The sequence below is a fragment of the Deltaproteobacteria bacterium genome (genome assembly GCA_016180845.1).
Lineage (GTDB): Bacteria > UBA10199 > UBA10199 > JACPAL01 > JACPAL01 > JACPAK01.
On sequence record JACPAK010000001.1, the window covers coordinates 347,374 to 372,856 of the forward strand.

Here is a 25,483-nt window from a genome sequence, read left to right on the forward strand (position 1 = left end):
TCTTGCCCTCATCATGAGGATGCCTTAAAACCCTCTCCTATGAAACCCATACAAACCATCGGCGTCATCGGCTCCGGACAGATGGGTTCCGGAATCGCCCAGGTCGCAGCCCAAGCCGGCTACAAAGTCGTACTTGTTGATCTGAAGGAGGAATTTCTCAAAAAAGCGATTTCAGTCATCGATAAGTCGCTCGCCAAACTCGCCGAGAAAGGAAAGATCCAGGATATCCCGGCGATCAAAGAGAGGATTCGAACCTCGACTCAAACAAAAGACCTCGCAAACTGTGATTTTATCGTCGAGGCGATCACCGAAAATGAACCAATTAAATTCAAAACCTTTGAGGAGCTTGACCGGATTTGCAAGCCGGAGACCTTTTTTGCCACAAACACCTCGTCGATCTCGATCACGCGAATCGCCGGAAAGACCAAAAGGCCAGAACGGATCATCGGGATGCACTTCATGAATCCTGTCCCGATGATGGAGCTCGTGGAGATTATCCGTGGTCTTCAGACCTCCGACGAAACCTATGCCATCACGAAGGCGCTTGCCGAGAAGATGGGGAAGATCAGTGTTCTGTCAAAAGACTCTGCCGGATTTATCGTCAACCGGATCCTCGTCCCGATGATCAACGAAGCGATCTATGCCCTTTATCAAGGGATCGGCACCGCCGAGGATATCGACAAGGCGATGAAGCTCGGCACCCATCAGCCGATGGGACCCCTGACCCTCGCCGATTTTGTCGGACTCGATACGATCCTTTGGGTCCTCGAGGTCTTCCACGAATCATTCGGTGACAAATTCAAGCCGTGCCCCCTTCTCAAGCAGTACGTCGATGCGGGGTGGCTAGGGAGAAAGACCGGAAGAGGGTTCTACACGTACTCGTAATATGCCAAAGAAACCCCGCGTCGCGATTGCCATCCCCCTCGCCTCACCAATGATCTATTGGCAGACGGTCGCGGCGATCCTCGAGATGGAAAAGCCGAGGGGTTCCGAACTCATGGTCTTTCAGGGGGCGCTTGTCGATCGCGCACGAAATCACTTGGTCGAACAGATGCTCTCTCACGCGAACCAATTCACCCACCTCTTTTTTCTCGACGCTGACATCGCGCCTCGCCCAGACGCCCTCGCCCAGCTTTTATCAAGAAATCTCCCGATCGTGAGCGGCCTCTACCGGAAAAGGACACCACCCCACGAACCAATGGCCTTTATCAAAGCAAAAAAAGGTTTTATCCCAATCTCGGAAAGAGGCCCAGCCCTTCAGGAGGTCGATCGGGTCGGTGGAGGTTGTCTTTTGATCCGACGAGATGTTTTTCGAAAAATGAAACCCCCCTGGTTTGTCAATGGATGGACAAAAAAGGGACACGTCAGTGAGGATTTTTATTTTTGCGACAAGGCACACGCTTGTGGATATAAGATTTTTCTTGATCGAGAAACGAGGCCGCTTCATCTTCAGCCGGTAGGGATTGGAACATCGCCAGAGGGAAAGATGATTTATGAACCGTTCTAATTCACCAAAGACTCTCTTCGAAAAGATCTGGGACTCCCACGTCGTTTGCGAAACCGATAGCAATACCCTTCTTTATATTGACCGGCACCTGATCCATGAGGTGACAAGCCCACAGGCATTCGAGGGGCTCCGACTGGCGAGGCGAAAGGTCCGTCGTCCGGATCTGACCTTCGCCACGATGGACCACAACGTCCCGACGGTCGATCGACTCTCGATCAAAGATGAAATCTCACGAGCCCAGATCGAGGCGCTCACCAAAAACTGTCGGGAATTTGGGATCACCCTTTTTGATCTGAGCAGCGAGTCGCAGGGAATTGTTCATATCATCGGTCCTGAGCTTGGGCTAACCCTACCCGGCACAACGATTGTCTGTGGCGACAGCCACACCTCGACCCATGGGGCCTTCGGGACACTCGCCTTTGGGATCGGGACGAGTGAGGTCGAACATGTCCTAGCCACCCAATGCCTTGCTCAAAAAAGACCAAAGACGTTCCGGGTTGAGTTTGTCGGTAAGCTCTCCACTGGCGTCACGCCGAAGGACTTGATTCTCAAGCTGATCGGAACCATCGGCACCGCTGGGGCGACCGGATATGTCCTCGAGTACTGTGGTGCGGTCATCCGTTCTCTCACGATGGAAAACCGGATGACGATCTGTAATATGAGTATCGAGGCCGGGGCCCGTGCCGGGATGATCGCCCCGGATGAAACGACTTTTGAGTATATCGCCAAGGGAGACCGTCCTTATGTCCCGAAGGGGAAAAAATTCGATGAGTCTGTAAAGATTTGGCAACAATTGCCGACCGATCCGGAGGCGAGGTTTGACCGATCAATCACGATTCCGATCGATGAACTCGCCCCCCAGGTCACCTGGGGGACCAATCCGGGGATGGTGACCGATGTGACCTCTGTCGTCCCCGATCCGTCTAAAGTCGCTGGTCTTTCCAAAAAAGACGCCGAGCGCGCGCTCGACTATATGGGACTAAAACCCGGGACGCCGATCACGCAAATCCCGATCGACGTCGTTTTTATCGGAAGCTGTACCAACGCCCGGATCGAGGACCTCCGTGTCGCTGCAAAGATCTTGAAGGGCCGGAAGGTCTCTCCAAAGGTGAAGGTCCTCATCGTCCCAGGATCTCAACAGGTCAAAAAACAGGCGGAATCGGAGGGGCTTCACAAAATCTTCCTCGACGCAGGGGCGGAATGGCGGGAGTCGGGATGTAGCATGTGTTTAGGAATGAACCCCGATCAACTAAAAGAGGGAGAACGATCTGCCTCCACCTCGAATCGAAATTTTGAGGGACGCCAAGGGAAGGGGGGTCGAACCCATCTCGTGAGTCCCGAAATGGCCGCAGCAGCCGCGGTGGAGGGGCATTTTGTGGATGTGAGGAGATGGAAGTGAAATCCTTTAAATCACATCGCGGACTGATCGCCACACTCGATCGTACCAATGTCGACACCGATCAGATTATTCCGAAGCAATTTTTGAAGTCGATCCAGAAGACCGGATACGGCGAAAATCTTTTCTTTGATTGGCGTTATCTTCCGGACGGAAAACCAAACCCGCAGTTCGAACTGAACCAACCTCGATTTAAAAACGCCTCGATCCTCATGACCCGAAACAACTTCGGTTGTGGCTCGTCACGAGAACATGCGGTCTGGGCTGTGGTCCAGTACGGATTCAAGGTCGTCATCGCCCCAAGGAAGGGGGAGATCCCCGCATTCGCAGACATCTTCCATAACAACAGCATCAAAAACGGTCTCCTGAATGTCCAACTGAAGGAAGAAGAGGTGGAGGAGATCTTTCAGATGGTCGAACGTTATGTAGGACTGGAGGCGACTGTGAATCTCGAAGAACAGAGGGTCACACTCCATCTGCCGGAAGAGATCTCGTTTCACTTCGAGATTGACCGGTCTGTCAAAGAACACCTGATTCGTGGACTCGACGAGATCGGACTCTCCCTTCGACATGAAAAGGAGATTGCCACATTTGAAAAAAAACATAACCCGCAAATCTGAAGAACCACCTGCCTTTGATCCGAATCATCAAAGATATTCTGACCAGCCGCTCCCATCGTATCGATTTATTCCGGGGATTACACTGCATCCACATTTGAAAAATCCCCCCCAGCCCCCCTTTGTTAAAGTGGGGGGGGTAAATGATGAAACCTCTGAAAAAGACCCAGATGCGAGGCGGCTGAGGAGGCGCGACGCAGGCGTACTTACGCTGGTACGTCGAGGAGCGACCGACGAAGACAACGAAGCAGATGGACTTTTGCAGAGGTTTCTCTATGGAATCGATCTCTTCAATTTTAACTACTGGTGGGAGGCCCACGAGGCGTGGGAGACAGTTTGGAAAACAACGGAAAAAACAGACGAGGCAGGCCGTTTTCTGCAAGGCCTGATCCAAATCTCCGCCGGGATGATCAAGTGGTGGGTTGGAAACTCTAGCGGGATGAAGAAATTATTCAAAGAGGGGCTTGAGAAACTACAGACCGTTTCGACACAAAACTTGATGGGACTTGATCTCAGGAGTCAGATCGCCAAGATCCAACAATTTGAAGAAAATCCTTCCCCAGAAGACTACCCCTTCCTGAAATTAACAAGAAAATGATCTCTCTGGAAAAACAAAAACAGCTTTCGGAAAAAATGGCGGCGCTCGGGATCCGGGAATCCGATATCGAGGAACATTTTGTTCGCGGCACCGGTGCAGGGGGGCAGAAAATCAACAAGACATCGAGCACGGTCCTCCTCATCCATCACCCCACATCTCTCCAAATCCGTTGCCAATCTTCACGAAGTCAGGCCGATAACCGATTCCTCGCCAGACGCCTCCTTGTGGACAAGATTGAGGCACTTATCCTCGGCAAACAGAGTGAAGAGCGAAAAAGGATCGAGAAGATCCGTCGTCAGAAGAGAAAACGATCGAAGCGGGCGAAGGAAAAGATGCTGAAAGAAAAACACCGACGGTCGAAAATCTTGGCCCAGCGAAAAATTGAATTTTAACGGAAGATGGCTAGCCGCACTTCTCTTTCGGGATATCACAGGCATCACAAAGCTCCTGCTCCATCTCCGCTTCAGTCATGCTGTCGTCAATCTCAACCCCTTCGAAGGTACAAGAGGCAGATCCACCGGTACATGTCCCACTGATCGCGCCATCAAACTTCATCACCGTTTTGGCAAGGGTCCCTGAGAAGGTCACTTTAAAATTATCGGTAGAAAGTGACGTGCATCGAGAGGTGCTCCCACTCATTGTTACCGTCAATGAACCGCTTATTTTGGTCTTTGACGAATCCTTTGCATCAACATCAACCGTCAAATCACCCGCTGTGGTGACTGTCCCTGTCAGTTTGTCCTCTCCACATTCGGTCGCCGTCCCGGTCATCGTAAAACTCGATGTGATCTTCTCTCCTTCAGTTGCGCTGACGGTTGAATCAGCGGTGTATGCCATCGTACCGCCCCCTGTGCAATCGATCGAACCAGATGCGGCGTCTTTCGTCAGCGAAAGGACGTCGACAACAAGCGAGCTCGTCGAATCAGAACTTCCCCCTGCGGCACTTGACGTAGAGGCCGAGGCCCCTGTCAACTCCGCCCTATCCTCTACCTCTCCCGTTCCACTACCACCTCCTCCTCCACCACAGGCAGTGAGAGTTAGGCCCACAAGAAGCATGACAAAATAGAATCTATTTCTTCTTTTCATTTTTTTCTCCTTTTGAATAACCCCTCTTTTAAATCGAGGCCGAACGGTATCGAATCTGAAAGCCCAAAATCAAGCAGAAAGATCAAGACCTCATTTTTCACGAACCTTTTTGGCGATCGCTCGATAAGCTGTTCGTAATCGAGGTGCTCTTGAGACGACTCACTGCGTTAGCAAGATCAGGTGTTTCTCTCATTCATCATACCGGCCTCCCGGCCGCTGCCGAAAAAGTTGTCGGTCGGGTTGTTGGAGGGGTAGCAGATGTCGTCGTGAGTGGTTATGAAAGCTCTGCCGCTCAACGTCTTGGCAGTGGATTCTCACCAACTCTCCCCTCAGGGGCCCGAAGCGTTCTCCTGCTGCGCTGTCTTGGACATCTCCAGTATGCACCCCGTTTCATTGAAACGCTCGAGAGGGGCGGGCTGAGGGGCCAAACTGTCTTTTTCTCTCCTGAGGCGGAAAGGAGACGCCTCCTCGCGTTGAAAAGAACAATTGCCGAGACATTCGAAAGCCTGATTGTCCATCCCCCCGAAAATCCGGCAGCGATCGTCGGATCTTCACTGGGGGCAGTCGTGAGTGTTTTTGTCGCCGCACCGGCAAAGTTCCCTGCTCTCAGACGTGAGTTAACTATCCGAAGACTCGATCGTCTGTTCCCTCCAACGCCTCATCGAAATGTCCATGCGCTTCATGAATTGGCGGAACGTCTGGAAGGTGTTCGTGTGATGCCGATGGGAGGTCCATTGAATGAGGTCGAACTGACCGCCTTCGGTCAACAGGGGATCGGTGGCATCGAAATGGTCCTGCCGGGAACGCTGAGGTGGTTAAGAAAGGGGTATCTCAACGGGATCGGTGACAAACCCGGGTTATATCAAGAGATCGGTTTACGTCCTGAGGATTTCGAGACGATTGTTGACTACTTGCTTATTGGCGGTGCCCAGACCTGGGGGCTCCATGGGGGAGGCCCTCGTTCTTTGGTGGCAAACGCCTTTATGCAAGGAGGGACACGGCTTGTCTCGAGACTTGCGGTCAGACGCACACCCGGCGAACTTTACGATGGCGTCGTCGGTCATCGGTCGGCCCTTCTTCCGTTAGGACCCGGTCGCGTGATCGTCTTTCCACGCCGGAATCATATCGACATGATGGAGGCGGAGGAGGTGGCACAGGTTATTGTGGACCTTCTGAGTTAGAATTACCCCAGGCTTCTTCTGACCTTGGCTGCATGCAAGATCTCTTCGGTTATCTCCCCTTTTCCCTCTTGCCAAAGATGATAAATATTTGACGTCAGGTTTCGGTGGATAAAATGTTCTGTTTTTTGAGGGCCAATCCTCTTCCCCAGGTAATCTTCGATTGCGAGGACATCCTCCCGAATCTCACTCCAGCCAGGATTCCCTCGGGCAAGGAATTTGAGATTCTCCCAGTTTAGATAATTCCCAACATTTTCGAGATCATTCTGAAAGGTCGGCAGGAATCTCTCTAATAATTTCTCCTGACGATTCCGAATAACAGCGCGAAGAGCCCGGCCAGTCCCGATGAGACTTGGTGGGATACCAATCGAAGCGAGGGCGGCGACAAAGGCGATCGCACGCGGCATTTTTGTCTTATCCCTTCCAACCTTGCGAGAGTATCCGAAATGACCGGTGTGAGGAATCCTCTCCCGATGCGAAGGAACAAAACGAGCGATCTGGTTGATCACAGGGGCGAGGCGGGTCACCACTGGTCGATAAAATGAGGCGAAGTGTTCCGCCAGAATGGTGAGTTCCCGAATCTCGCGATCATTGAATCGAACAGCCCTCTTCTTCGGAAGTTCGCGATGGAGGCGCCGAATCGCATTTTTGACCTGAGGGAGGGGGTAATCATACCGAAAGGCTGACTGAATCGTAACGGTTCGAACCCCGGAATAATTTTTGAAAAAATCGTCGATCGTGGTTGGCGACAAACCACCCCGAAACGGCAGCGATCCGACACCAATAATCGGATAGACACGGATTCCACTCTCCTCTTCAAACCGGTAATATTCCGAAATCGCCCCGCGCGCCGAAAGGAGGGCGGGCACAAAGCCGGCATCCAGAGCTGGATCCGATCGCGCAATGAAAGGTCTCATATAAGTCAGTCTCTTTCTGAAAAGTCGTTCGTACCCCGCCGCATAATCCTTCAGAATTTTCCGGGAATGGAGAAGTGTGACACTCCCCTCGATCAGAGGGATTAATTCGATCGAATGTCGGCCGGCTACCTTTTCCTCAAAAATCGCCTCCTCATATTTCAAGGCCTCTTTGTATTTTTTTAAAACAGTCAAAAGTTGTGCCGCCTGCGTCGTCATCGGGAGGATCACCTCAAAGAGCGGTGGCACATGAAGTCCCTGTTCTTCAGCGGTGTGTGCCGCTGTAATGATCGTCATGTAGGAGCGTGCCAGCCGGTACCCTTTCTCCTCCCAGATGTTCGGGATTCGAAAGGTCAGGAACTTGTCCTTGCCAAGCTGATTTTTTCGAAAGTAGTCGTGGTAACGATTGAAGAGTCGATCGACGACCGCCTCATCAACAAACTTCCCCTCCCAATCCCACATATACTCATCTCCCCCGAGGTCCGAAAAGACGTGATAACACTCCTCCACCTCCTCGAGGGTGGAAATGGCGGCCGACTTTCCCCAATAAGGGATGTTGGCGTTGTCAGGGTGCTGGGTCGCCATCGTGGCGGGGATCTTGCGCATTTCTGTTAGAGATCCTATAAAAAGAAATCATGCAAGTGAAGAGTAATCAAACGAAAGAACCGACGTGGGACGCTGAATTCTATTACGATAACTCAAGACCACAATTTGAGGCGGCCCAAAGATTGATTCGGCAAATCTCCTTTCAGGGCAATGAGCATATTCTCGATGTTGGCTGTGGAGACGGCAAGATTTCAGCTGTATTAACCAAAAAGGTTCCGAAGGGACGGGTTGTTGGCATCGATCCTTCTCAATCGATGATTGATTTTGCCAAGAAAACTTTTCCTGTTTCAAAATACTCTTCCCTAGAGTTCTTCCGTCTCATGGCCGAAGAGATAACCTTCCAGGAGGAATTTGATCTCGTTGTCTCTTTTACCGCCCTGCATTGGTCTCGTGACATACCTGCTGTCTTGGCTGGTATTTCAAGGGCTCTCAAAAGAAAGGGGAAATTTTATTTGACCGTCCCAGCCAGCCTTGGAAGCCGATTTTACGAGGCTGTCTCACAGACGATTTCGACCGAACGTTGGAAGAGATATTTCGATAATTTCATACGACCTGTAACCCTTTTATCCGATACGGAATATTCTCAATTGTTGGCAAAACAAAATCTGCAGCCACTTTCTGTTCAAACATTTCCATTGTCTTATCGTTTTGAAGATGCGGAAGAATTAAAAAATTGGCTGCTGGGGCATAGTTCGTTTTTGACGCCAATTCCCCAACCTCTCCGTTCTCATTTCATTTCAGATCTTGTTGCGATCTTTATGAATCATCAAATTGGCAGACCCCAACCGGTTTTCTACGATGAAACTAGAACGGAGATCCATGCGGAAAAACTTGAACCTTTGCATGACTGATTTTTTGAAGGGCCTTCTTCACCGCTTCCCGATCCTTCTTTTTCACTTTATCCAGGACATTGCGCGTCTTGTGCGCCCAGCAGCGTTGCAGGGGGGTCTTGGGATAAACGATCTCCAAGGCGGCGTGAAGGCCTGTTCCCCCATCGGTGGCGATCAGCTGACAGGAACCCCATTCTTCCATCCGTCCCTCAAGAATCTTCTTTAACGCCTGCCTCGCCATCGGCTTGAAATCCCCCTCCCATTTCCCCCCTCCCTTTAATTTGTTCCTTGCCCCTGACGCGATGCTTCTATAAACTTCTTTTACTTTTCGATGATGGAAGAAAGACACCCATTAGAAGAAAAATCTTCCTGCGGGACGGGGTTCGTCGCCAATATCCTTGGCTACAAAAGTCATGAGATTGTTAAAAAGGGGCTTGAGGCGGTCGCCAATCTGACCCACCGTGGGGCCCTCTCGGCCGATGGAAAGACCGGAGACGGCGCCGGGATCCTCACTCAAATCCCCCGAAAAATCTTCCGACCTGAAATCCAGGGGTGGGGGCATTCCGTCCCCGAGAGCGGCGACCTCGCCGTCGCGATGGTCTTTTTCCCGCAGGCTGATATGGCACGGGAGCGTTGCCGGCAATTTTTTGAAGAGACCGCAGCAAAATACGGACTCCAGGTCCTCGGCTGGCGCAAGGTCCCCGTCAACCCTGAGGCGCTCGGGGAAAAGGCGCTGAAGACCCAACCGATCATCGAACAGTTCGTCGTCTCCAGAAAGGGTCGCACACCCAAAAAGGAGTTTGAACGAACCCTCTTCATGGTCCGAAAGGAGATCGAGGCACTCGTCCTCGAGCATTCCTTCTTTGATCTTCATGTCGCCTCCTTCTCCTCCCGCACCCTTGTTTACAAGGGCTTCATGCTCGCCTCCCAACTCCCTGAGTTTTATCTCGACCTCAAAAATCCGGACTACGAATCAACGCTTGCGATTTATCATCAGCGATTTTCGACCAACACGATGCCGAGCTGGGCACTCGCGCAGCCGTTCCGGTTTGTCGCCCACAACGGCGAGATCAACACGATCGCCGGAAACCGAAACTGGATGCGGGCGCGGGAACCCGATCTGTTAGAGCTTCCTTGGGCCCGCTACAATCCTCTCCTCAAACCGATCATCATGCCGGAGGGGAGCGATTCCTTTTCTTTTGATAATGCACTTGAAGTTTCGCTCGCGGCCGGTCGTGACGTCCTCGAGACGATGGCGATGTTGATCCCAGAGGCGTGGGAGAAAGACCCCAATGTCGCCCCTGACTTAAGGGCCTTTTATGAATTTCATTCCTGTTTTGCCGAGCCTTGGGATGGTCCGGCCGCGATCGCCTTTTCCGATGGGAAGATCGTCGGAGCGGCCCTGGATCGAAATGGTCTCCGACCGGCACGCTATATTGTGACCGATGACGATCTGATTATTATGAGTTCCGAAGTCGGTGTCGTCGATATCGACCCCTCTCATATTGTTCGAAAGGGACGTCTTGGGCCAGGAATGATGATCGCAGTCGATACCGAGGCGGGGAAACTTTTGGAGAACGATGCCATCAAGTCATCCCTCGCGACAAAACGCCCCTACCGAAAATGGCTCGACGACCACTTGAAATTCCTGAAGCCGGTCGCTGCCCCTGTCCCTTATCAGGCGGAGACACTCAAATTACGCCAGCGCGCCTTCGGGCTCACGGAAGAAGAGATCCAGCTCGTGATTCGTGCGATGGCAGCTGAGGCAAAGGATCCCGTTTTCTCCATGGGGGATGATACCCCGCTTTCTGTTCTGTCCCGAAAGCCACGTCGCCTCTATAATTATTTCAAACAGCTCTTTGCCCAGGTCACGAATCCTCCGATCGATCCGATCCGTGAAGAGATGATAATGTCGCTTGAGGTCCATCTGGGTGCCTGTAAAAACTATTTTCAGGAAACCCCCGAACATGCCTCGCGTCTGACCCTCTCTTCGCCAACCCTCCTCCCGGAAGAATTTGAGTCCCTAAAAAATGATCCTGAATTTAAATCAATTATCCTTCCAGCGACCTTCCAGGTCTCCGAAGGGGCCGATGGGATCGAGGATGCCTTGGTCATTCTTTCAGAGGCGGCACGAAAGGCGGTTGCCGAGGGATACAGCATTATCATCCTCTCCGACGAGGAGATCGACAAAGATCGAGCCCCGATCCCGATGCTTGCCGCTGTCGCTGCGGTCCATCATCACCTGATTCGCGAGGGACTCCGGATGAAATGCTCGATCGTCGCCGCGGTCGGAGACGCCTTCGATATCCATCACTTCGCCTGTTTGCTCGGTTACGGCGCCTCGGCGTTCTATCCTTATCTTGTTTATGAAACCCTCACAGAACAGGTTAATCGCGGCTATCTTCCCTCCACCGATTCTCCCACCGCCTGTCTCCGTTTCAAGAAGGCGATCGATCATGGGATCTTGAAGATCATGTCAAAAATGGGGATCTCGACGCTCTCCTCCTACAAGGCAGCCCAGATCTTCGAAGCCATAGGCTTACGGCGATCCGCCATCAATCGGTACTTTGCACTGACTCCCTCAAAGATCGGAGGCATCGGTCTCTACGAAGTGATTCATGAAGTCCTCGAGTGGCATCGAAAGGCCTACGCGGAGGGGGAAGACAAGCTACCACTAGGGGGTTATTACCGATTTCGCCGTGGCGAGGAATACCATGCCTTCAATCCCGATGTGGTCAAGGCGCTCCATGCCTACGCCAAGAGCGGCGACTATGAGGATTACAAAAAATACCAGAATTTGGTGAATCAACGGACACCAACCTGCCTTCGTGATCTTCTCGACTTCAAAAAAGGGGCACCGATCCCGATTGAGGAGGTTCAACCGATGGAGGAGGTTCGCAAAAAATTCACCACCGCCTCGATCTCCTTCGGGGCCCTTTCGGTCGAGGCCCATGAAACATTGGCAATTGCGATGAATCGGATCGGGGGGAGGAGCGGGAGCGGTGAAGGGGGAGAGGACCCGGCCCGTTATCATCCGCTTCCAAGCGGCGATTCCAAAAACAGTGCGATCAAGCAGGTCGCCTCCGGCCGGTTTGGGGTCACCACCGAGTATCTTATCCGTGCGACTGAACTCGAGATCAAGATGGCACAAGGCTCAAAACCGGGCGAGGGGGGACAACTTCCGGGACACAAGGTGACCCCCGAAATCGCCCGCGTGCGACATGCCCAGCCTGGTGTCACGCTGATCTCGCCTCCCCCTCATCATGACATCTATTCGATCGAGGACCTGAAGCAATTGATCTACGATCTGAAACAGGTCAATCCCGAGGCCCGAATTGCGGTAAAGTTAGTCTCTGAATTCGGTGTCGGGACAATCGCCTCCGGGGTCGCGAAGGCGCATGCCGATACGATCCTGATCTCCGGCCATGAGGGGGGGACGGGGGCCTCACCGATGTCGTCGATCAAAAATGCCGGGAGTGCGTGGGAAATCGGACTTTCAGAAACCCAGCAGAGGCTTGTGAGTGGGGGGCTTCGTGAAAGGGTGACCCTGCGCGTCGACGGGGGGATGAAAACCGGTCGCGATGTCGTCATCGCTGCAATGCTGGGGGCGGAAGAGTTTGGGTTCGGAACCGCACCGCTCGTCGCCGAAGGATGTGTCATGGCACGACAATGTCATTTGAATACCTGCCCTGTCGGGGTCACGACTCATGACCCGGAGCTCCGGGCAAAGTATGTCGGAACCCCGGAACGGGTCGTTAATTTTTTCAATGGTGTCGCCCAGGAGGTTCGAGAACTTCTCGGCGAGCTTGGATTCCGCTCTTTGGACGAAATTGTCGGGCGTGTCGATCTCTTGAGGATCCGGGAAATTACCGATCACCCGAAGACAAAGTATGTGGAGCTTTCACCGATCCTGCATGATGTCGACCCGGAGAAAAAACTCCCACGGCGAAGGGGGTGGGACCGAAATAATGCCCCGGATCAGCCGCTTGATGAACGGATCAAGTCCGATGCGCGCGACGCCCTCGAAGGGAGACGATCCGTAAAACTCTCCTATCCGATTCGAAACATCCATCGGACCGTCGGGGCGAGAATCGCCGGGGAGATCGCGCGCCATTATGGAGATGCGGGATTACCACGCGGGATCGAAATCCATTGCACCTTCGAGGGGAGTGCCGGTCAGAGCTTCGGCGCTTTTCTCGTGCCAGGGATGAGATGGACCCTTTTCGGAGAATCTAATGATTATGTCGGTAAGGGAATGACAGGCGGTGAGATTGTGATCCGGCCTCCGGAACGATCCCTTTTCATTTCCCATGAGAATGTCATCGCTGGGAACACGATCCTCTACGGAGCGACAGGGGGAACTGTGTATATTTCGGGCACCGTCGGTGAACGCTTCGGTGTCCGGAACAGCGGGGCGACGGCGGTTGTCGAGGGGATGGGGGATCATGGCTGTGAGTACATGACCGGGGGAACGGTCATCGTACTGGGCAAGATCGGCCGAAATTTTGGCGCCGGGATGAGTGGCGGAATGGCTTATATTCTGGATGAACAAAAAAATATCGAGCGCTTTTGCAACCTCGAGCTGATTGCTATTTCGACTGTCCCTCCAGAAGCGGAAAGATTCCTGCGTGAGATGATTCAAAACCACTTCAAATATACCGGCAGTCTGATCGCGCAGCGTCTCTTGAAGAAATGGACCCGGTACGGAAAACTTTTCCGCTGGATCCATCCAAAAGACTTGAGGGTGGTCCAACACCTGACCGCCGCCGCCGGGTGGACCGATGAACCGGCCGAAGAGACCACCCTGCCAGCAAGGGCTTGATCTAACCAGAAGGTACCGGTTACTTTCTGGTTGTGACAAAAGAAACGGCTAAACGGTTTCTCCACCAAATCGTCAGTTCCTACAATCGTCACCTGATAAAAACCGACCCGGTCTCATTTGTTCACCGGTACGCTGAACCACTCGATCAAGAGCTGGTTGCGTTTCTCTCGGCGGAGCTTGCCTTCGGGAATGCCAAGTCGCTCATGGCCTCGATTGAAAAATTGCTCAAGATCCTCGGCCACCGTCCTCATCAATTTCTAACCGAGGCGACAGAAAAGCAACTCGACAAGATCGACCACTCCGGCCACCGTTGGATTCGTGGGCATCATCTCATCCAACTCTTGAAACTCTTACGTTCTGTTTATCGAAAAGAGGGTTCGCTCGAGAAACTGTTTTTGAGGGGATATGCACCAGGAGATCTGGACGTTGGTCCGGCATTGGAAAAATTTTGTGAAGGGATGCTCCCCCCTTTGAAAAAGGGGGGCCAGGGGGGATTTTCCTACTTCTTTCCCACTCCATCCAACGGCTCCGCCTGCAAGCGACTCAACATGTTCCTCCGGTGGATGGTTCGACCGGCGGACGGGATCGACCTCGGTCTCTGGAAAGGAATTCCTCCCTCAAAACTGATCATCCCGCTCGATACACACCTCTATCAGTTCGCGCGAAAATTTAAGATCACCTGCCGCAAGACACCGGACTGGAAGATGGCGAAAGAGATTACCGAGTTTCTAAAGCAAATGGATCCGGAAGACCCTCTACGGTTCGACTTTGCGATCTGTCACTATGGAATGGAGAGGGGGTGGAAGGGACGCTAAGAGAGATGCTCAAAATCTTTCCAAGACCTCTAGCATTTGGTGAGGAGGCAAAACCTTAATGCCATCCATCGTCAGAGGGATCTCAATCGGTGCCACGATATAGCAAGGTTTTTTTGGATAAACCCCTCGAAAAGAATCAATGCCGGATAAATCCGCTCTGGAAATCGTTTTCTTAAATTTGCATTCGATCCCACAGAGAATTTCCCGCCCTCTTTCAATGACCAAGTCGACTTCAGCCCCATGACCAGTTCTCCAAAATGAAAGCTTCCAATCTTTTTGCCCATAAGCGTTCATTCGATAAACCTCCTGGATAAACCATTGCTCGAAAAGACGCCCCCTTTCGAGGGGGCTTGCAGCGGTTTTTAATGTCCCGAGGATCGCTCGGGTAACCCCATTATCAAAAAAATAGAACTTGGGGCTATGGCTCATTCTCTTTCTAAGACTCTTGAGACATGGAGGCATGATAAACCCCATAAGGGTATCTTCCAAAATAGAGTAAAACTCTCTGACTGTTGAATAGGCAACAGCGCATTCACGTCCCATATCGGTAAAATTAACTTGCTCAGCAAATTGCGCCGCCGCAATATCCAAGAAATTTTGAAAGCCCTGGAGATTTCTAACGAGGGCTTCTGCCTTTATCTCTTCTCTGAGATAGGTAATGACATAAGAACGCAAGAGATCTTGGGCTACATCTTCCTTCCCTTGAATAAGATGTGTGTAAATTTTTGGCAACGTTCCAAAATTCAGGACCCAATCTAAATGGAAGTCCTTTCCTAGTTCCTCAAGAGTTAGGGGATGCATTGTCCTATAAAGAGCACGCCCCCCAAGAAGATTGGCGGCCCCATGTCGGAGTTTACGTGCACTGGAACCGGACATCGCAAAATTAAGCCCTGGCTGTTTCTCTAGCAGGCCATGAATCACGTCGAGAAGTTTCGGAACCCGCTGAATCTCGTCAATAAGAACCATCCCCTTGCGAGGAAGAGATTCAAGTTGCCTTGATAGAAGGGTGGGGTCTTTTATGTAGGTAAGTTGTTTTTCTGGATCGAGGAGATCAACGGTAAAGAGGGTTTTGAGACCTCCAAGAAGCGTACTCTTCCCGACCTGCCTCGGTCCAAAGAGAAAAAAGCTTCGCTGAGGCAACTTCCCCTGAAGGGTTCTCCTAAACATCGCCGCTAATATACACGGCATATTATTTTAAATCAATAGGATTTCCCGAGGTAGGCTCGGGAGAGGGGGTGAGGCAAGATTCGCTAAAATTGGCCGATTTTAGATGTCGAGGTTTTTGACCGACAGCGCGTTTTCTTCGATGAATTCACGGCGGGGTTCCACTTCATCCCCCATTAGGACGGTAAAGATCTGATCCGCCTCGACGGCATCCTCGATCTTCACCTGGAGGAGTGTGCGGGTCGCCGGATTCATCGTCGTATCCCAGAGCTGATGCGGGTTCATCTCTCCGAGACCTTTGTAGCGTTGAACATCCTGCCCCTTTTGACCATGGCTCAAGATCGACTCGCGAATCTTGTCTAATTCCTCAAACTGAAGCTTTTCTTCCCCCAAGATGAGTTGATACGACCCCTGTCCCAGTTTTTCAAACTCCTCGGCCATCTTTTTCAACTCAATAAATTCTGCTGAATTAAGGAAGTCGAGATCGACGACTGTCTTCTTGGGAGAATTATTGTAGGTCGTCTGATAAACGGCCCGCGAGGCGTCGTGTTCGGTATCCTGCTCCACCTCGAGTTCAAAATCCCGGAGCTCAGGGTAATGCTTCTTGAGATATTGGGCGATCTTATCCAACTCGAGATCGAGCTTCTTCCCCCCCTTGAGGGTTGCCGGCCCACTCAAGACCTCGACAACCGCATCGACAATACGCGGGTCTTTTTTCTGTTGGATGAGATCCAGGACTTTTTTGTATCGAATCAGTTTTTTCGTCAGTTTGCCGAGCTCTTTGCCACTGATCTCCTCTGCCTTAACCTTAAGCCTCACCCCCTCGACACCGAGTTCGATCAGATAGTCTTCCAAGGCGACATCATCCTTGAGGTATTTTTCGCTCTTCCCCTTCTTCACCCGATAAAGAGGAGGTTGGGCAATATAAAGATGGCCCCCTTCCACCAGTTTCGGCATCTGCCGATAGAAAAAGGTGAGGAGGAGCGTCCGAATGTGGGCGCCGTCAACGTCCGCGTCGCACATCAAAATGATGCTATGGTACCGAAGCTTGGTCATGTCCGGCCCCTGCCCATCTTCACTCGAGATCCCGACCCCCAATGCCGTAATCATTGTCCGGATCTCCTCGGAAGAGAGCATCTTATCGAAGCGAGCCTTCTCGACGTTCAAAATCTTTCCCTTAAGTGGCAGGATCGCCTGGTTACGACGATCGCGCCCCTGTTTGGCTGAACCACCAGCCGAATCCCCCTCGACAATATAAAGCTCCGAGAGCTTCGGGTCGGTCTCCTGACAATCGGCCAGCTTTCCAGGGAGTGACCCTAAATCCAAGGCCCCTTTTCGCCGGACAAGGTTCCTTGCCTGGCGGGCCGCCTCACGCGCCCGGGCCGCCTCCATAACCTTCGCAACGATCTTCCTCGCAATCGTCGGTTTGCTTTCCAAAAATTCTGAAAGCCGTTCGTAGACGATCTGTTTGACGAGCCCCTCGACCTCGGAATTTCCCAGTTTCGCCTTGGTCTGTCCCTCAAACTGGGGATCGGGGATCTTTACTGAAACAACGGCGGTCAAACCTTCGCGAACATCCTCACCAGTTGGATTTTCTTTCAGATCTTTGAGGAGACCGCTGTTTGAAGCAAATTGATTGATCGCACGCGTAATCGCTGACTTGAATCCGACGAGATGCGTCCCTCCTTCTACGGTATTGATATTATTGGCGAAGGAGAAGATATTCTCGGCATAGCTGCTGTTGTACTGCATCGCCACTTCAAGAATGATCCGGTCTTTTTCGGCATCGAAGTAAACGACATCATGCAGCGGATTTTTCCGTTGATTCAAATAGTCAACAAAACTCTTGATCCCACCTGCATATTGAAATTCATGCTTTTTGTCAGGGGCCCTTTCATCGGTAATCGTGATTTTTAGCCCTTTATTTAAAAAAGAAAGCTCGCGAAGTCTTTGGGAAAGGATATCAAAACTGTACTCTGTCGTTTCGAAGATATCGGTATCCGGTTTAAAGGTAATCTTTGTGCCGCGACGATTGGTTTTGCCGGTCACCTCAAGCTTCGCGACAGGAGTCCCCCTCTTGTAAACCTGATGGTAAACCTTTCCATCGCGGAAGATCTCGAGATCCAACTTTTCCGAAAGAGCATTCACAACAGAGACACCGACGCCGTGGAGCCCCCCAGAGACCTTGTAACTGCTGTGGTCGAACTTCCCACCGGCATGGAGTTTCGTGAGGACGACCTCGGCCGCAGAGATCTTTTCGGTAGCATGAATATCCACAGGAATCCCGCGTCCGTTATCAATGACGGTGATGCTGTTATCTATGTGAATGGTAACGTCAATCTGATCGCATTCCCCAGCCAAGGCCTCATCCACAGAGTTATCAACAACTTCATAAACAAGGTGATGGAGTCCTGGAGAACCGGTCGAGCCGATATACATCGCCGGTCTTTTGCGAACCGCATCAAGCCCCTCGAGGACTTTTATGTGTGAGGCATCATACGCCGCAGATGTCTTGTTTTTGGGTGACATTTTGTTCCGATTTTCTATCAAGAAAATCTTTTTTTATCAACTAGATAGATTAAACCCGCATCGGCATGACCAAGGCCAAAAATCCCCTGTCAAACTCCGATCGGATCACACAAGGCGAGACCTCATCCTTGAGTTCCAAAACAACCTTCTCATCCTCCAGAACTGCAAGGACATCGACCAGGTATCGTGGATTGAAGGCGACTTCAAATTTCTGCCCCTTATAATCAACCGGGATTTCTTCCCTGGTTTCTCCCATCTCAGGGTTCGAACTGAAAATTTTCAGGAGGTTTGAAGAAAAATCGAGCCGAACTCCCCTCCCCTCTGCAGAGGCAAGGATGGAGGCCCTCTTCAAGGCTCCCATGACGAGTTCGCGTCCCACAGAAACAACCCGATCGGTACCCTTAGGGATCACCTGTTCGTAAGCGGGATATTCCGCCTCGATGAGACGAACCAGGAGCATCACCGGTCCGCGGTGAAAACAAATCCCCTTGTCATCCAAGGCGACCGTCAACTCCCCAGAACCCTCCGCCAAAAGTTTTTTCAGCTCCTGAACCCCCTTGCGTGGAATCAAAAGCCCTTTGCCAAGTTTCCACTTCTTATCGATACCCCTTTCGGAATAGGAAAGACGATGTCCATCCGTCGCCACCACGCGGAGCAGATTTTGTCCTTCTTTTTCCTGAAGACCGACAAAATAGAGGCCATTTAGATTATACCGGGTCTCATCTGTGGAAACAGCGTAGGCGGTGTTTTCAATCATCTCGGAGAGATCATCGGCATCGACCTTGATTTCATCTTTTGAGGAGATCGAGGGGAGTTGAGGAAAATCATCCGGCTTCATCCCGACAATACGAAACTCGGCCTTGCCCGAGGTAAGGTTGAGTCCCAACCCCTCGCCAGTTGAAAGTCGGATCTCCTCCTGAGGTGCCTCTCGAACAAGCTCATAAAGATGTCTGGCACTGACCACCCATCGTCCTGATCCCTTCCCCTCCACCTCTCCTTCAGCGGATAAGACAACTTCAAGATCGGTCGCTGTAATTTTTATTTTTTGGGAGGCAACGTCGATGAGGAGATTAGAAAGGATAAGCATTGTGCTTTTTCGTTCGACGATTCCTTGAGACCATCGAAGGAGATTGAGGAAGTTTGTTTTTTTGATCCTTAATTCCATCTTTTCACCCTTCCCTTCTTATTTGTATTTAATAAATATATAAAACATAGTCCTAGTAGAGGCTAAATAGATGCTGCGGATAAGCACGTCAAGACGTTGTTCTTGAGCGGTTTTTCTCCCCGGAACAGTTTGCGGAAAATACGCTGGAAGATCTGTTGACAAAGAGTGGGTAAGAGCGAGGGAGCAGTTATCCATAATTTATCCAGCTCCTCATAAACAGACTTATCCTGAAGCATTACTGACTTGTGAGATATTGTTCGAGAGAGAGAATCTGTTCGCGGAGTTTGGGATCTTCCTCAATCAAATGTTTGATTTTCGTTACGGCATGGACCACTGTCGAATGATCCTTTCCGCCAAATCGTGATCCGATCTCCGGAAACGAGGCCTTTACGTGTTGCCGACAGAGATACATGGCGATCTGCCGCGGATTGGCAAAACCTCGTGTGCGTCGTTTGCCTGTCAGATCGGCAACTCGGATGCCAAAAAATTCCGAGACGACTTTTTGAACCTTTTCGACAGTCAAAACCTGACCGATACGGCCGAGTACGTTTTTGAGGACCTCTTTGACAAAAGGGACGGTAATCGCGACATGGCCGAGGGAGGCAAAGGCGTTTACCCGGATCAAGGCCCCCTCAAGCTCCCGGATATTTGAGGTGATGTGGGTGGCCAGAAAGAGGGCAACGTCATCGGGCAGGTCAATCTTATCCTGTTCCGCCTTCTTTTTTAGAATAGCGACACGCGTTTCAAGATCAGGCGGCTGAATATCGGCAATCAATCCCCATTCGAAACGTGAACGGAGGCGTTCCTCCAAGCCAGGGATCTCCTTTGGCACCTTATCTGAGGTCAGGATGATCTGCTTCGCTGATTCATGAAGTTGATTGAAGGTATGAAAGAACTCTTCCTGACTTTTTTCTTTTCCACCAATGAACTGGACGTCATCCATGAGGAGGACATCGCAGCCTTCCCGGAATTTTTTGCGAAAATCCCCCATTTTTTCATAGCGAAGGCATTGGATCAGCTCATTGACGAATTTCTCACCTGAAAGATAGAGGACCCTTAACCCTTTCTTTTGAGAAACCAGCGAATGTCCGATGGCATTAATGAGGTGTGTCTTCCCAAGACCGACACCCCCGTAGATAAAGAGCGGGTTATAACTCCCAAGCTCGCGACAGATCGATTGACCACCGGCATGTGCAAATTGGTTAAAAGAGCCGACGACAAAGTTATCAAAGGTATACTTGGGGTTTAATCCGATTGCTGATGATCGATCGATCGTTGGAATCTGTTCCCGAACAACTTCTGCCGCTAACACAGGTTCTTCACTTTCTCCCTCTTCAACCACGATCTGGACAGGGACCTTCTTTCCTAGAACAGAGGCTGATTCATTAGCAAGCAGATCCAGATAATTCTCACGGATCCAATCCCGGACAAATTTGTTCTTGACCTTCACGATCAGGCCGGTCTCATCGAGCGATGAGAGCTCGATTTGTCCCAGAAAGGCAGGAGAGCTAGTAAGGCTTTTTAGCTTTTCTTTTAGAAGATTCAGAGAAATAGTTTCCAGACTCATGATAGGCCGTTCTAATAACCCACAGAGTTATCAACAATTGTGGATAGATGAATTTAGTATTCCAAAACCATGCAGTTGTTAGCCACTGCCAACAGCACCTTCTGCTCCGCCTGTCTCAATGGCCCACCGCATTGAGCTTCTAAGAAAAGTAACGGTGAGATGACGTCCGAGAGCGTGCGAGGAATAAACGGAAACGAAACAGTTTGTCAAAAAAAAATTGAAAAAATTTTTTTTCGTGATGAAGTGTTTGAAAAGGTGAGAGAAAATTTTCTCTTGACGGAACGACAAATCGGTTCATAGTTTTTCAAAAAAAAACAGGAACCGCAAAAACAACAAAGAAAGGCATTAGAAAATGAGTCAAACCTTCCAACCTAGTAAAATCAAGCGTTCCAGGACGCATGGCTTTAGAAAGAGAATGCGTTCCCCTGGAGGTCGACGCGTTTTAAAAAAACGACGGCAGAAAAAAAGGCATCGTTTGACGGTGCGATAAAGAACAACCTGAATTTTTTATGAAGAATTTTTTCCCCAGAAAATTTTTTACGAAAAAACTCCCAATTTTTCTTGTTCGGGGCTACCAATTTTTTTTGTCTCCCCTTATGGGAAAGGAGTGTCGATTTTACCCCACATGTTCTGAATTTTCAGTGGAGGCCCTGGAGAAGATAGAATTTCCAAAGTCATTTCAAATTGTTATTAAGAGAATTCTCTGCTGCCATCCCTTTCATGCCGGGGGGTATCATCCGGTGCCTCTCCCATGAGTCAGGAACTTCGTGCCCTTTTGGCGGGCGCTTTATCTTTGGCGGTCTTCCTCGGTTGGTATTATTTCTTTGCCCCTAAGGCTCTTCCACCACCAACCCAATCGTTAACAGAACGGAGTCTTGAGTCTCCGATACAAAAGCCTGAAAGTCCGACTGATTTTCTCCAAAGGGAAAAAACCTCCCCAGAGATCGTTGTCTCTTCCCTTGGGAATGATCTGATCCAATGGGAGGTAAGTTCTTATGGTGGACGAATCCGCAAGGTGCTTTTAAACAGCTATCAACAGAGCGTCGAAAAGGAGAGCCCCCCAATCGATATGATTCTTTCTGGAAAGGAGGCGGGGCCCCTGATTGTCTGCCGCGATTGTAATTTTGTCCTCCCTCCGGACGAAAACTATCATCTTACCACAAAGACAGAGAGGGAATTGGTTTATGAGGCGAAGGGGGAAGGGTTTGTTCTGAAAAAGATTTTTCGATTTGCCCCGGATCAGTATTTTTTTGAGGTCAGTGCCGTCATGACCAATCTCTCGCGCGATATCCTGACAGGCCAACTGGGTTTCTCCTGGCAAGGGACACAGAAGATTCAGGAGAAGCAGGGATTTTTTAGCTTCCTGAAGGGTCCTCCCGATCAGAGGGGATTTGTCTACCAGATTGGGGGAAAACTGGCGCATGCAGGGAAGAAGCAAGAGGTTATTGAGGAGAGGGGAAATCTGTCATGGATCGGACTCGAGGACCGGTATTTCCTTATTGCCCTTATTAATAGAAAGATTTCGTCCGAAAGCTGGGGCCGGCTGACCAGTGATGCGGAATTGCTTACCGGAACCCTTTATCCAGGGGCCTTTTCTATCCCCCGAAATGGAACGAATGAGGAGAGCTTCATCCTTTATACGGGGCCGAAGGAGAGGGAGCGGCTCAAGATGTTGGGGGTTGGTCTCGAAAAGGCGGTCGATTATGGTTTCTTTTCCATCTTTGCCATACCGATCCTGAAGCTCCTTATCCTTTTTAATTCCTTTTTAAAGAATTGGGGCCTCGCGATCATCTTTCTCACAATCTTGGTGAAGCTCATTTTGAATCCACTGACTGTCAAATCGCTAAAACAAATGAAGGAGATGCAGAATCTCCAGCCAAAACTTAAGGAGATCCGGGAAAAGTATCAGAATGACAAACAGCGCCTGAATCTGGAAACAATGCAGCTTTTCAAAAACCATAAGGTGAATCCCTTGGGCGGCTGTCTTCCGATGCTGATCCAGATGCCGCTTTATATCGCCCTCTATAAGGTCCTTTATAATTCAATCGAACTCTACCATGCCCCTTTCTTTGGTTTTTACCGTGACCTTTCTGCCCCGGATCCCTATCTCATCCTTCCGGTTTTACTCGGGATCTTTATGGTCCTTCAACAAAAGATGACCCCCTCGGGTTCGGCAGACCCCGCCCAGCGTCAGATGATGATGTTTATGCCGATCCTTTTTACCGGCTTTATGCTCTTTTTACCCCTTGGCTTGGTTCTTTATATATTCGTCAATACTTTCATGTCGGTCGCCCAACAGTTTATGTACCAAAGAAACTTAAAAGTAAGAGACCTCCCCCATTTATTTAAAAAGTAGAACTTTCCTTGATGCCTTGGCCTGAAGAGTGTATTTAAACAGGATATGGTCGCTCAGGGCGACAACTTAAAGACTGTAGCCAGTGTCGCCCGGATTCTTCAAAAATCTCACCCTTCTGAAAATCCGTTGGCCCATATTGTCACGCTTGTTCGAGAGGCGATGAAGGTCGATGTCTGTTCGCTCTATCTCCTTCAAGGTCATACCCTTAGTCTTGTGGCGACGGATGGTCTCGATCCCTCCTCAGTCGGTAAGGTCAAGATGAAGGTGGATCAAGGGCTTACCGGTCTCGCAGTTGAAAAGCGCCAACCTGTTTTGGTTCGGGAGGCCTCCCTCCATCCGCGCTTCAAATATTTTCCGGAGACCGGTGAGGAGAAATTTCATTCCTTTGCCGCCTTTCCCCTCTTTGATCGGGAGGAGATCGTCGGTGTTTTGACGATTCAGACTATAGAATCGCGTGATTTTTCTGCCTCGGATGTCGAGATGCTGAAGGTGATCTCCTTCCAGCTTGCTGGGGTTATTTACAGGCTGGTTGCGTTGGAGACGATTCAGACACGCCCCCGATCGGAAGGGCATATGGAGCGGTTGAAGGGGATCCCTGTCGCCCCCGGTTTTGGGATCGGGAGCTGTTTTTTTCTGACACCTGGAGTCCCCCCGGTTATTTTGATCCCTGGGAAAGGGAAGAAGGAAAAACCGGCTACTGCCTGGAAGCGGCTTAAAGGGGCTATTGTTAAAACCTCCTCCGATCTCCTGCGTCTTGAAAAGAAACTGATGAAGCGGCTCTCAAAACAGGAATCGGATATCTTTTATAGTCATCGGATGATTCTCTCCGATCGAAGTTTTCAAAAAAAATTAAAATTATGGATCGATAAGGGGCACGGACCGATCGAGGCGGTTCGGGATGTGATTGCCGAGTACATTCATCAGCTTGAATCGGTCGATGACCCCCATTTTAAAGAGAGGGCAGGAGATCTCGAAGATATCCGGCAGAGGCTCATGGAGCACCTGATCGGGGGGAGTCGTCTAAAGAAAAAAGAGGTCCTCGAGGGGGTTCTTGTAGCCGAGACGTTGGTCCCTTCAGATACCGCTCGGTTGGATCCAAAAAGGATTCAGGCGATTGTTACCGAAAGAGGGGGGGTGACCTCTCATGCCGCTATCCTCGCACGGTCCCTCGGTATTCCAGCGGTTATGGGGGTTGGGGGGATAACACGACACACAAATCCTGGAGATATTTTGATTGTGGATGGCGACAGTGGCCAAGTCATTCTGAATCCCCGCAAGGAGATCATGCAAGAATATGAGAGGATTCAGGATCGCTATGTCGATCGGCTTGTCCACCTCCAACCACTGGTTCATATGCCGGCGACGACCAAGGATGGTTATCGCGTGATCGTCGAGGCGAATGTGGGGCTTTTGGCAGGGGTCAAGTCGATCCGGGATTTCGGAGCGGAGGGGATCGGTCTCTACCGGACGGAATATCCGTTTATGATCCGGAAGAAACTCCCTAATGAGGAGGAGCAATATCAGATCTATTTACAGATCGTGAACGAGGCGGGTGGGTTACCTGTTACCTTTCGGACCCTCGATGCGGGTGGTGACAAGCCGGTAGCGGCACTCGATGGCCTTTCAACTTCGGAGGCGAACCCCTTTTTAGGGTACCGATCGATCCGGCTTTGCCTTGCCCAACCAGAGCTTTTGATTGTGCAGCTTCGGGCCCTTCTGCGGGCCTCGGCCCATGGGAAGATCAAGGTCTTGATTCCGATGATTTCCGGCGTCGAAGAGATTCTTCAGGTTAGGGAGATTTTCAATAAGGTTCAGACAGAGTTAGAGAACGAAAATACCCCCTTTGATCAAAAGGTCCCCTTGGGGATCATGATTGAGGTCCCTTCAGCGGTTCAGATGGCAGAGATCCTGATTCGGTACGTCGATTTTTTCAGTATCGGAACAAATGACCTTATCCAGTATACCTTGGCGGTTGACCGCAATAACGAAAAGGTGGCGGCCTTTTTTGAGCCGCTCCATCCGGCGGTGCTCAAGTCGATCCATAAGGTTTGTGAGGTGGGGCGTCAGGCGGGAAAACCGGTAGGGGTTTGTGGTGAGATGGCAGGCGATCCACTTCTGACTCCCCTCCTGATCGGTTTGGGCGTGAGTCATCTCTCGATGATTCCGGGCAATGTGTTACAGGTGAAGAATATGATTCGTCAAATCACGCTGGCGGAGAGCCAAAAGCTCGTCGAATTTGTCTTACAGGCCTCAACCGCTGCCCAGATTCGCGAGAGACTCCTCCCCTATCAAAAACTTCTTGCCTCTCAGTCTAACTAACAGTTTATTAATCA

At 50.7% G+C, this 25,483-nt stretch carries 21 protein-coding genes; 14 read left to right on the forward strand and 7 right to left on the reverse strand.

Translation table 11 applies throughout. The features are described from left to right. Positions 1-39: 39 nt before the first annotated feature. From HYT76_01820 to HYT76_01845, 6 genes are read left to right on the forward strand one after another with little or no spacing between them, the layout of a single operon-like run. Positions 40-885, forward strand: coding sequence for a 3-hydroxybutyryl-CoA dehydrogenase (locus HYT76_01820; protein ID MBI2082283.1), 846 nt, complete (start codon positions 40-42; stop codon positions 883-885). A gap of 1 nt (position 886) precedes the next feature. Further along, positions 887-1,507 (forward strand): hypothetical protein, encoded by a 621-nt coding sequence (locus tag HYT76_01825; GenBank protein ID MBI2082284.1) that lies wholly within the window; start codon positions 887-889, stop codon positions 1,505-1,507. Further along, a complete protein-coding gene (leuC, locus tag HYT76_01830; GenBank protein MBI2082285.1) occupies positions 1,494-2,906 on the forward strand; it encodes a 3-isopropylmalate dehydratase large subunit in 1,413 nt (470 codons plus the stop codon). Before HYT76_01825 ends, leuC begins: the two co-directional genes overlap by 14 nt. Then, a complete protein-coding gene (gene leuD, locus HYT76_01835; GenBank protein MBI2082286.1) occupies positions 2,903-3,523 on the forward strand; it encodes a 3-isopropylmalate dehydratase small subunit in 621 nt (206 codons plus the stop codon). The genes leuC and leuD overlap by 4 nt, the downstream gene beginning before the upstream one ends. Further along, positions 3,495-4,118: a DUF309 domain-containing protein gene (locus HYT76_01840; protein MBI2082287.1), complete on the forward strand. Its 624-nt coding sequence runs from the start codon at positions 3,495-3,497 to the stop codon at positions 4,116-4,118. The genes leuD and HYT76_01840 overlap by 29 nt, the downstream gene beginning before the upstream one ends. Continuing rightward, positions 4,115-4,510, forward strand: coding sequence for a peptide chain release factor-like protein (locus HYT76_01845; protein ID MBI2082288.1), 396 nt, complete (start codon positions 4,115-4,117; stop codon positions 4,508-4,510). Before HYT76_01840 ends, HYT76_01845 begins: the two co-directional genes overlap by 4 nt. Positions 4,511-4,520: 10 nt before the next feature. Here the strand turns inward: HYT76_01845 and HYT76_01850 are convergent, their stop codons facing one another. Further along, positions 4,521-5,204, reverse strand: a complete 684-nt coding sequence (locus tag HYT76_01850; protein ID MBI2082289.1) for a hypothetical protein — start codon at positions 5,202-5,204, stop codon at positions 4,521-4,523. Positions 5,205-5,353: 149 nt separating this feature from the next. On the opposite strand from HYT76_01850, the gene HYT76_01855 reads away from it, so the two are divergent. After that, entirely contained in the window at positions 5,354-6,385 is a 1,032-nt protein-coding gene (locus HYT76_01855; protein MBI2082290.1) for a hypothetical protein, read from the forward strand. 2 nt (positions 6,386-6,387) lie between these two features. Here HYT76_01855 and ppcA read toward each other — a convergent pair whose 3' ends face one another. Then, positions 6,388-7,902 (reverse strand): phosphoenolpyruvate carboxylase, encoded by a 1,515-nt coding sequence (gene ppcA, locus HYT76_01860; protein MBI2082291.1) that lies wholly within the window; start codon positions 7,900-7,902, stop codon positions 6,388-6,390. Between the two features lie 29 nt (positions 7,903-7,931). Here ppcA and HYT76_01865 point away from each other — a divergent pair, with 29 nt between their 5' ends. Beyond that, positions 7,932-8,753: a methyltransferase domain-containing protein gene (locus tag HYT76_01865; protein MBI2082292.1), complete on the forward strand. Its 822-nt coding sequence runs from the start codon at positions 7,932-7,934 to the stop codon at positions 8,751-8,753. Here HYT76_01865 and HYT76_01870 read toward each other — a convergent pair. Next, a complete protein-coding gene (locus HYT76_01870) occupies positions 8,707-9,081 on the reverse strand; it encodes a transposase (GenBank protein ID MBI2082293.1) in 375 nt (124 codons plus the stop codon). The genes HYT76_01865 and HYT76_01870 overlap by 47 nt on opposite strands. On the opposite strand from HYT76_01870, the gene gltB reads away from it, so the two are divergent. Beyond that, a complete protein-coding gene (gene gltB / locus HYT76_01875) occupies positions 9,064-13,554 on the forward strand; it encodes a glutamate synthase large subunit (protein MBI2082294.1) in 4,491 nt (1,496 codons plus the stop codon). The two genes, HYT76_01870 and gltB, sit on opposite strands and share 18 nt — an antisense overlap. A gap of 32 nt (positions 13,555-13,586) precedes the next feature. Further along, positions 13,587-14,369 (forward strand): TIGR02757 family protein, encoded by a 783-nt coding sequence (locus HYT76_01880; GenBank protein MBI2082295.1) that lies wholly within the window; start codon positions 13,587-13,589, stop codon positions 14,367-14,369. 9 nt (positions 14,370-14,378) lie between these two features. Here the strand turns inward: HYT76_01880 and HYT76_01885 are convergent, their stop codons facing one another. From HYT76_01885 to dnaA, 4 genes are all read right to left on the reverse strand, one after another. Next, on the reverse strand, positions 14,379-15,536 hold the full coding sequence (locus tag HYT76_01885; GenBank protein MBI2082296.1) for an ATP-binding protein: 1,158 nt from the start codon (positions 15,534-15,536) through the stop codon (positions 14,379-14,381). A 99-nt stretch (positions 15,537-15,635) separates the two neighbouring features. Next, the gene (gene gyrB / locus HYT76_01890; GenBank protein MBI2082297.1) at positions 15,636-18,062 is read right to left on the reverse strand and encodes a DNA topoisomerase (ATP-hydrolyzing) subunit B; all 2,427 of its coding nucleotides are present in this window, start codon (positions 18,060-18,062) and stop codon (positions 15,636-15,638) included. Positions 18,063-18,111: 49 nt separating this feature from the next. After that, on the reverse strand, positions 18,112-19,227 hold the full coding sequence (dnaN, locus tag HYT76_01895; GenBank protein MBI2082298.1) for a DNA polymerase III subunit beta: 1,116 nt from the start codon (positions 19,225-19,227) through the stop codon (positions 18,112-18,114). A gap of 235 nt (positions 19,228-19,462) precedes the next feature. Beyond that, positions 19,463-20,794 carry a chromosomal replication initiator protein DnaA gene (gene dnaA, locus HYT76_01900; protein MBI2082299.1) on the reverse strand — a complete coding sequence of 444 codons (1,332 nt, stop codon included), beginning with the start codon at positions 20,792-20,794 and terminating at the stop codon, positions 19,463-19,465. Between the two features lie 352 nt (positions 20,795-21,146). Between dnaA and rpmH the strand changes: the two genes are divergently transcribed. The 4 genes from rpmH to ptsP are packed head-to-tail and all read left to right on the forward strand — an operon-like array spanning position 21,147 to position 25,469. Then, positions 21,147-21,284: a 50S ribosomal protein L34 gene (rpmH, locus tag HYT76_01905; protein MBI2082300.1), complete on the forward strand. Its 138-nt coding sequence runs from the start codon at positions 21,147-21,149 to the stop codon at positions 21,282-21,284. A gap of 19 nt (positions 21,285-21,303) precedes the next feature. Beyond that, the gene (gene yidD / locus HYT76_01910) at positions 21,304-21,549 is read left to right on the forward strand and encodes a membrane protein insertion efficiency factor YidD (protein MBI2082301.1); all 246 of its coding nucleotides are present in this window, start codon (positions 21,304-21,306) and stop codon (positions 21,547-21,549) included. Beyond that, positions 21,546-23,150 (forward strand): membrane protein insertase YidC, encoded by a 1,605-nt coding sequence (gene yidC / locus HYT76_01915; protein MBI2082302.1) that lies wholly within the window; start codon positions 21,546-21,548, stop codon positions 23,148-23,150. The genes yidD and yidC overlap by 4 nt, the downstream gene beginning before the upstream one ends. Before the next feature lie 45 nt (positions 23,151-23,195). Beyond that, positions 23,196-25,469 (forward strand): phosphoenolpyruvate--protein phosphotransferase, encoded by a 2,274-nt coding sequence (gene ptsP, locus HYT76_01920; protein ID MBI2082303.1) that lies wholly within the window; start codon positions 23,196-23,198, stop codon positions 25,467-25,469. Positions 25,470-25,483 lie beyond the last annotated feature (14 nt).

Excerpts from the sequence above, each read along its gene's own strand:
- HYT76_01885 (MBI2082296.1), bottom strand. The coding sequence starts at position 15,536 with ATGTTTAGGAGAACCCTTCAGGGGAAGTTGCCTCAGCGAAGCTTTTTT.
- HYT76_01850 (MBI2082289.1), bottom strand. The coding sequence starts at position 5,204 with ATGAAAAGAAGAAATAGATTCTATTTTGTCATGCTTCTTGTGGGCCTA.
- dnaN (MBI2082298.1), bottom strand. The coding sequence starts at position 19,227 with ATGGAATTAAGGATCAAAAAAACAAACTTCCTCAATCTCCTTCGATGG.
- HYT76_01845 (MBI2082288.1), top strand. The coding sequence starts at position 4,115 with ATGATCTCTCTGGAAAAACAAAAACAGCTTTCGGAAAAAATGGCGGCG.
- yidD (MBI2082301.1), top strand. The coding sequence starts at position 21,304 with ATGAAGAATTTTTTCCCCAGAAAATTTTTTACGAAAAAACTCCCAATT.
- rpmH (MBI2082300.1), top strand. The coding sequence starts at position 21,147 with ATGAGTCAAACCTTCCAACCTAGTAAAATCAAGCGTTCCAGGACGCAT.
- yidC (MBI2082302.1), top strand. The coding sequence starts at position 21,546 with ATGAGTCAGGAACTTCGTGCCCTTTTGGCGGGCGCTTTATCTTTGGCG.
- HYT76_01865 (MBI2082292.1), top strand. The coding sequence starts at position 7,932 with ATGCAAGTGAAGAGTAATCAAACGAAAGAACCGACGTGGGACGCTGAA.
- ppcA (MBI2082291.1), bottom strand. The coding sequence starts at position 7,902 with ATGCGCAAGATCCCCGCCACGATGGCGACCCAGCACCCTGACAACGCC.
- leuC (MBI2082285.1), top strand. The coding sequence starts at position 1,494 with ATGAACCGTTCTAATTCACCAAAGACTCTCTTCGAAAAGATCTGGGAC.
- HYT76_01825 (MBI2082284.1), top strand. The coding sequence starts at position 887 with ATGCCAAAGAAACCCCGCGTCGCGATTGCCATCCCCCTCGCCTCACCA.
- gyrB (MBI2082297.1), bottom strand. The coding sequence starts at position 18,062 with ATGTCACCCAAAAACAAGACATCTGCGGCGTATGATGCCTCACACATA.
- gltB (MBI2082294.1), top strand. The coding sequence starts at position 9,064 with ATGATGGAAGAAAGACACCCATTAGAAGAAAAATCTTCCTGCGGGACG.
- dnaA (MBI2082299.1), bottom strand. The coding sequence starts at position 20,794 with ATGAGTCTGGAAACTATTTCTCTGAATCTTCTAAAAGAAAAGCTAAAA.
- ptsP (MBI2082303.1), top strand. The coding sequence starts at position 23,196 with ATGGTCGCTCAGGGCGACAACTTAAAGACTGTAGCCAGTGTCGCCCGG.
- HYT76_01820 (MBI2082283.1), top strand. The coding sequence starts at position 40 with ATGAAACCCATACAAACCATCGGCGTCATCGGCTCCGGACAGATGGGT.